Raw genomic sequence first — 6,888 nt, forward strand, 5'->3', positions numbered from 1 at the left:
GCAGGCCTCCGCGGCGCATACGTGCGGGACGCCCCGACGTGGTGGCGAACATCGCGCCCGGCGCGTCACCCGCCCCCGCGCCCTCCTCCGTCACCCGTTCTCGGCCTGGAACATCCAGTGATGCTTCTCCAGGTCCGCCGTGATCCCGATGAAGATGTCCTGACTCACCGGATCCGGCTCACCTGTGGTCTCGACCCGCTCCCGCATCCGCACGATCACCGCACCCAGCGCTTCGACGAGCGTTCCCACGGCGGTCGTGTCGTCGACCCATCCTTCGGGGGTCACTCCGATACCGCTGCCGACGGCCACGGTCGCGGCCCGCCCGTCAGGGGAGACCCCGAGGGCCGCGGCGCGCTCGGCCACGGTGTCGGAGTACTTCCGCGCGGTGTCGACCACCTCGTCGAGCTGGAGATGAACGGAACGGAAGCGCTGCCCCACCACGTTCCAGTGGATCTGCTTCGCCACCAGGGCGAGGTCCACCAGGTCGACCAGGGCACCTTGCAGCGCCTCGGACACGGTCTTCAGGTTCGCGTCCGACAACGAGCTCTTCACGACGTACATCCGCACCTCCGAGGACTGCCCCCGCCATCCCCTCAACGATGACGGCCGCACGCCTCACCGGCAAACGCACACACATCAGGCACAGCTTGCCCGAGACAGCGACAGCCGATCCCGGACAAGTGAAAACCCCGGGCGGCACCCCTCCGGATCTTCCGGAGCGGCCCGGCCGGGGCCTCGATCATGCCGTGCGAGCGCAGAGCCTCACGCGGCGACGACGTCCACCGCTTCGGCGGGCGCCTTGATGGTCACCCGTTCCGGTGGCACACCGGCCACCGACACGGAACCCAGCATCGAGCGAACCGGCGTCGGTACAGGCTTGCTGGGGGTGGCCGCTGCAGACTGGGCCAGCTCGGCGAGGGCGAGTTCGTCGCTCACTTCCCGCATGAGCTCGGACATCCGTACGTCCAGCGCGTCGCAGATGGCGGAGAGCAGCTCAGAGGAAGCCTCCTTCTGCCCCCGCTCCACCTCGGAGAGATAGCCGAGTGAGACTCGGGCGGACGAGGAGACTTCGCGCAGAGTACGGCCCTGGCGCTGGCGCTGCCGACGCAGCACGTCACCCAGCAGGCGACGGAGCAGAATCATCGGTGGCTCCCTCCTCGGACCGCGTAGCCGCATCCATTACGCCCCACCGTACCGCCTTGCGCCGCGGCCGTGCGGGGAGCGATGTCGTGTTCACTCAGGGCTGCAAACATCAAAACCCCCCGTTCCGTTCCGTATCCTGTGCCCGCTCATTCCCAGTCTGTTCGCTCGCAAGCTCCTTCAGAAGCAGTGCGAGTACGCTCCGTACACTCTCTCTACGAATTTCCGCGCGGTCGCCGTTCAACCGCAGAGCCTCCACTTTTCCGCCGCCGGCAGAACCGGAATCGGCTCGGGCCGGTCCGTCCACCGCGATGAAAACGGTGCCGACGGCCTGTCCGTCCTGCGGCTCGGGACCCGCGACACCGGTGGTCGCGATGCCCCAGTCGGTGCCGAGTGTCTTGCGTACGCCAGCCGCCATCTCGGCCGCGACCTGCGGATCCACCGCTCCGCGCGCCGCCAGCAGGGCGGCGTCGACACCGAGCAGGTCCCGCTTCAGATCGGTGGCGTAGGCGGTCACCGAGCCGCGGAAGACCTTGGACGCCCCGGGAACGGATGTGAGGTCCGCCGCAACGAGGCCACCGGTCAGCGACTCCGCGACTGCGAGCGTCTCGCCCTTCACCGTGAGTAGTCGCACCACGTCAGTGGCCGTGGAACTCACGCTTCCTTCTCCTCCAACGCGGCCTTGCGCTCGGCGATTCCCTGCCGGCGCAGCACAATGGCCTGTTTCACATAGTCGAGCCCGGTCACCACGGTCAGCACGACCGCCGCGGCCATCACCCACCACCTCAGAGTGGCCAGCCACCCCGTCAGTGCCAGCACGTACATGCCGACGGCCACGCCCTGGGTGAGGGTCTTCAGCTTCCCCCCGCGGCTGGCGGGGATCACGCCGTAGCGGATGACCAGGAAACGCAGCAGGGTGACCCCCAGTTCCCGGCCGAGGATGACGCCGGTCACCCACCAGGGCAGATCGCCGAGCGCGGACAGACAGACCAGCGCCGCCCCCATGATCGCCTTGTCGGCGATGGGGTCGGCGATCTTCCCGAAGTCCGTGACCAGGTCGTACCTCCGCGCCAGGTGACCGTCGAACAGGTCGGTGATCATGGCGATGGCGAAGGCGGCCCAGGCGAGGGACCGCCACACCGGGTCGTAGCCGCCGTCGGCGAGCATCAGCGCGACGAAGGCCGGTACCAGGACCAGCCGGAGCATGGTCAGGAGGTTGGCGATGTTCCAGACACTGGCCTGGTTGACGGCCGCGGCAGCGATCTTCCCGCCCCGCGGGGTCTTCCCTTCGCCCTGGGCGTCGAGGCCGCCGTCCGCACCGGGGACGGCCTCGTCGGCACCGGGCACCGCCTCGGTAGCTCCGCCGCTACCCGCACCGGACGAGGCTCCGGGTCCCGCACCGGGCGCACCGCCCTCGGCCGGGCGTGTGGCTGAGGCAGCGGGCGTCGCTGCGGCCGCGCCGGCCGCTGCCCTCCTCGCGCCCGAGGAGCCTCCCGCCGCGGATGCCGGGACACCGGTCATCTGCCCGCCTCCTCACTCCACCCAGGCGACGCGAGCGAGCCCTGCAGCGGCTCGGCCACCAGGTCGACACCCTCCGTACCGACCACCTTCGCCTCGACCATACGGCCGACACGCACACCCGCGCCGCTCGTGAGGAGCACCTGGCCGTCCGTCTCGGGCGCCTGGTGCTCCGCACGGCCGTACACGCCGTCCTCGTCGACGGACTCGACGAGGACCCGCACGCTCTGGCCGACACGGTCCTCGGCCCGCTGCGAGACGAGTTCCTCGGCCAGTCGCGAGATGTGGGCCAGCCGCTCGGTGACGATGTCCTCGTCGAGCTTGTCGTCGTAGGTCGCCGCCTCGGTGCCCTCCTCGTCGGAGTAGCCGAAGACGCCGATGGCGTCCAGTCGCGCCCCGGTCAGGAACCGCTCCAGCTCGGCGACGTCGGCCTCGCTCTCGCCGGGGAAGCCGACGATGAAGTTGGAGCGCACACCCGCGTCGGGCGCCTTGCTGCGGATGGTGTCGAGCAGTTCCAGGAAACGGTCGGTGTCGCCGAAGCGGCGCATCGCGCGCAGCACGCCGGGAGCGGAGTGCTGGAAGGACAGGTCGAAGTAGGGCGCGACCTTCGGGGTCGAGGTGAGCACGTCGATGAGGCCGGGCCGCATCTCGGCGGGCTGGAGGTAGCTGACGCGCACCCGCTCGATGCCGTCGACGTCGGCGAGCTCGGGCAGCAGGGACTCCAGCAGGCGGATGTCGCCGAGGTCCTTGCCGTAGGAGGTGTTGTTCTCGGAGACCAGCATGATCTCCTTCACACCCTGCTCGGCCAGCCACCGCGTCTCGTTCAGCACGTCGCTGGGGCGGCGGGAGATGAAGGAGCCGCGGAAGGACGGGATGGCGCAGAAGGAGCAGCGCCGGTCGCAGCCGGAGGCGAGCTTGACGGAGGCGACCGGGGAGCCGTCCAGACGGCGGCGCAGGGGTGCCCGCGGGCCTGAGGCGGGGGCGAGGCCCTCCGGAAGGTCCGCCGGCGCGACGACGGGCTCGGCCGGGCCGTGCCCGGGCAGCGCGACCTCGGCCGCCGACTCCTGACGCTCCGCCGGGCTGATGGGCAGCAGTTTGCGCCGGTCCCGCGGTGTGTGCGCGGCGTGGATGCCGCCGTTGAGGATGGTCTGCAGCCTGTCCGAGATGTCGGAGTAGTCGTCGAAGCCGAGCACGCCGTCCGCCTCGGGGAGGGCTTCGGCGAGTTCCTTGCCGTACCGCTCGGCCATGCAGCCCACCGCCACGACGGCCCGGGTTCTGCCGTGCCCCTTGAGGTCGTTGGCTTCGAGGAGGGCGTCGACGGAGTCCTTCTTGGCGGCTTCGACGAAGCCGCAGGTGTTCACGACGGCGACGTCCGCTTCCTCGGCGTCCTCCACGAGCTGCCAGCCGTCCGCCTCCAAACGGCCTGCGAGCTCCTCCGAGTCCACCTCGTTACGGGCGCAGCCAAGGGTGACGAGTGCGACGGTACGGCGTTCAGGCATGGGCTCAAGACTACTTCGTCCCGCTGACACCCCACGTCGACGGGGGTTGGCCGATTCCCGGCCAACCCCGCATCAACTGGACCTTTCGGACTGATCACCCGGCTTCGGGGTCGCCCTTCGTGTACGTCAGGCGCTCGACGGAGCCCGGCTGGAAGTTCTCCTCGATCTTCTTGCCGTTGACGAAGAGGTCGATCGCGCCGGCGTCTCCGATGACGAGGTGGACCTTCGAGCTGTCCTGGAAGGTCTTGGTGTCGCCCTGCTTGAGCAGGCCGTCGAAGATCATCCGGCCGTTGTGGTCCTTTGCCGCGACCCAGCTCTCGTCGTCGACGGCACTGACCCGGACCGTCACCTTGTCCTGCGGTGCGGCCGCGATGGCACTGTCGGACGGCTCGGGCTTGGGGTCGGCGGGCTTCTTGGTCTTGGTGGTCGGGGAGGCGGAGTCGCCGGGCGTGGAGCCCTCGGCCACGTTCGCCTCGTTGCTGCCGTCGTCGCCCTGGAACATCGTGAAACCGACGAAACCGATCACGGCGACGATCGCGGCGACCATCGCCGCGGTCCAGTTGGGCCCCCGCCGCTCCGGACGGATGCGTTCCGCCTCGAAGAGAGGGGCCGCCGGGGTCGGGGCCGGACGCCCGCCGTGCTCGTCCCCGTACTGGGCGAGCAGCGGCGCGGGATCGAGGTCGACGGCTTTGGCCAGGGTTCTGATGTGCCCACGGGCGTAGACGTCCCCACCGCAGGGGGAGAAGTCGTCCACCTCGATCGCGTGCACGATGTTCATGCGGACCCGGGTGGCGCTACTGACGTCGTCGACGGTCAGCCCGGCGGCGATACGAGCCTGCTGCAGGGCACGGCCGATGGAGGGGCGGGCTTCCTCGCGGTCTGCTTCGACGTGCTCGTTTTCGAACGGACGCTCGTCTTCAGGGGAGTTGCCGATGGACACGGGGGCGCCTTTCGAGCGTGTAGCCGCCTGTGCTGGAAGTTCAGTCTAGGGGGGTACCAAAAGGGTGGGGCAACCGGGCGGTGTCACTTTGTACGCCATCGGAATGGCCCGACATTCCGATGGTGGGCTCGCTGCTGGTCGCTTCCATCAACTTGACGTACGCCGAAGGGAAACGGTTGCTCGATGATCCCTTACGGGTGGGTCACGATCCGGCCACCCGATTGCCGTAACGCCCCGCGAGGCGATCACCGTGTCCCGTTTCCCTACCCTTCAGACTCCCCGCGGATCAGGGCGAGCACGCCATCCAGCTCATCAGGCTTCACAAGAACGTCACGAGCCTTCGAACCCTCGCTCGGTCCGACGATGTTCCGGGACTCCATCAGGTCCATCAGCCGGCCTGCCTTGGCGAAGCCGACGCGCAGCTTGCGCTGGAGCATGGACGTCGAGCCGAACTGCGTGGAGACGACCAGTTCGGCCGCCTGGCACAGCAGGTCGAGATCGTCGCCGATGTCCTCGTCGATCTCCTTCTTCTGCTTGGTGCCCACGACGACGTCCTCCCGGAAGACCGGCGTCATCTGGTCCTTGCAGTGCTGGACGACGCCCGCGATCTCCTCCTCGGTGACGAAGGCGCCCTGCATACGGGTGGGCTTGTTGGCCCCCATCGGCAGGAACAGCCCGTCACCCTTGCCGATGAGCTTCTCGGCACCCGGCTGGTCGAGGATGACCCGCGAGTCGGCCAGCGAGGACGTGGCGAACGCCAGCCGGGACGGGACGTTGGCCTTGATCAGACCGGTGACGACGTCCACCGACGGCCGCTGCGTGGCGAGCACCAGGTGGATGCCGGCCGCCCGGGCGAGCTGCGTGATGCGCACGATCGCGTCCTCGACGTCCCGCGGCGCGACCATCATCAGGTCGGCGAGCTCGTCGACGATGACCAGCAGGTACGGGTACGGCTGGAGCTCGCGCTCACTGCCCTCCGGCGGTTTGGCCTTGCCCTCGCGCACGGCCCGGTTGAAGTCGTCGATGTGCCGGTAGCCGTAGGCCGCCAGGTCGTCGTAGCGCAGGTCCATCTCGCGCACGACCCACTGGAGCGCCTCGGCGGCCCGCTTGGGATTGGTGATGATCGGCGTGATCAGGTGCGGGATGCCCTCGTACGCGGTCAGTTCGACCCGCTTGGGGTCGACCAGGATCATCCGCACGTCCTCGGGGGTCGCCCGCATCATGACCGAGGTGATCAGGCAGTTGATGCAGGACGACTTGCCGGAGCCGGTGGCGCCGGCGACCAGCATGTGCGGCATCTTCGCCAGTGAGTGCATGACGTAGCCGCCCTCGACGTCCTTGCCGAAGGCGACCAGCATCGGGTCGTCGTCCTCGGCGGACTCCGCCAGACGCAGTACGTCTCCGAGGTTGACCATCTCCCGGTCGGTGTTGGGGATCTCGATGCCGACCGCGGACTTGCCGGGGATCGGGCTGATGATCCGCACGTCCGGGCTGGCGACGGCGTAGGCGATGTTCTTGGTCAGCGCGGTGATGCGCTCGACCTTCACGGCGGGGCCGAGCTCGACCTCGTAGCGCGTGACCGTCGGCCCGCGGGTGAAACCGGTGACACTGGCGTCCACCTTGAACTCGGTGAAGACCGTGGTCAGCGACTCGACGATGAGGTCGTTGGCGGCGCTGCGGGACTTGCCCGGGCCGCCGCGCTCCAGCAGGTCGAGGGACGGCAAGGAGTACGTGATGTCGCCGGAGAGCTGGAGCTGCTCCGCGCGCGGGGGCAGGTCGCGGGGTTTGGCG

7 protein-coding genes are annotated in these 6,888 nt (G+C 69.1%); all 7 read right to left on the reverse strand.

Features of this window, described 5'->3' with window-relative positions; genetic code table 11:
• Nucleotides 1-90: 90 nt before the first annotated feature.
• Entirely contained in the window at nt 91-561 is a 471-nt protein-coding gene (locus tag C1J00_RS35330) for a Dps family protein (protein ID WP_102913029.1), read from the reverse strand.
• A 201-nt stretch (nt 562-762) separates the two neighbouring features.
• Nucleotides 763-1,143 (reverse strand): helix-turn-helix domain-containing protein, encoded by a 381-nt coding sequence (locus tag C1J00_RS35335; protein WP_102913030.1) that lies wholly within the window; start codon nt 1,141-1,143, stop codon nt 763-765.
• A 109-nt stretch (nt 1,144-1,252) separates the two neighbouring features.
• Entirely contained in the window at nt 1,253-1,798 is a 546-nt protein-coding gene (locus C1J00_RS35340; RefSeq protein WP_102913031.1) for a CinA family protein, read from the reverse strand.
• Nucleotides 1,795-2,661 (reverse strand): CDP-diacylglycerol--glycerol-3-phosphate 3-phosphatidyltransferase, encoded by an 867-nt coding sequence (pgsA, locus tag C1J00_RS35345; RefSeq protein WP_102913032.1) that lies wholly within the window; start codon nt 2,659-2,661, stop codon nt 1,795-1,797. Before pgsA ends, C1J00_RS35340 begins: the two co-directional genes overlap by 4 nt.
• Nucleotides 2,658-4,157 (reverse strand): 30S ribosomal protein S12 methylthiotransferase RimO, encoded by a 1,500-nt coding sequence (rimO, locus tag C1J00_RS35350; protein WP_102913033.1) that lies wholly within the window; start codon nt 4,155-4,157, stop codon nt 2,658-2,660. Before rimO ends, pgsA begins: the two co-directional genes overlap by 4 nt.
• Nucleotides 4,158-4,251: 94 nt before the next feature.
• Nucleotides 4,252-5,097: a helix-turn-helix domain-containing protein gene (locus C1J00_RS35355; protein WP_102913034.1), complete on the reverse strand. Its 846-nt coding sequence runs from the start codon at nt 5,095-5,097 to the stop codon at nt 4,252-4,254.
• A 263-nt stretch (nt 5,098-5,360) separates the two neighbouring features.
• A partial coding sequence (locus C1J00_RS35360; protein ID WP_146046315.1) for a DNA translocase FtsK occupies nt 5,361-6,888 on the reverse strand: 1,528 nt, incomplete at its 5' end.

The sequence above is a fragment of the Streptomyces cahuitamycinicus genome, from assembly GCF_002891435.1.
Classification (GTDB): Bacteria; Actinomycetota; Actinomycetes; order Streptomycetales; family Streptomycetaceae; genus Streptomyces; species Streptomyces cahuitamycinicus.

What these genes read in the sequence shown, in the direction of transcription:
- C1J00_RS35335 (WP_102913030.1), bottom strand. Translation starts at nt 1,143, where the DNA reads ATGATTCTGCTCCGTCGCCTGCTGGGTGACGTGCTGCGTCGGCAGCGC.
- C1J00_RS35330 (WP_102913029.1), bottom strand. Translation starts at nt 561, where the DNA reads ATGTACGTCGTGAAGAGCTCGTTGTCGGACGCGAACCTGAAGACCGTG.
- pgsA (WP_102913032.1), bottom strand. Translation starts at nt 2,661, where the DNA reads ATGACCGGTGTCCCGGCATCCGCGGCGGGAGGCTCCTCGGGCGCGAGG.
- rimO (WP_102913033.1), bottom strand. Translation starts at nt 4,157, where the DNA reads ATGCCTGAACGCCGTACCGTCGCACTCGTCACCCTTGGCTGCGCCCGT.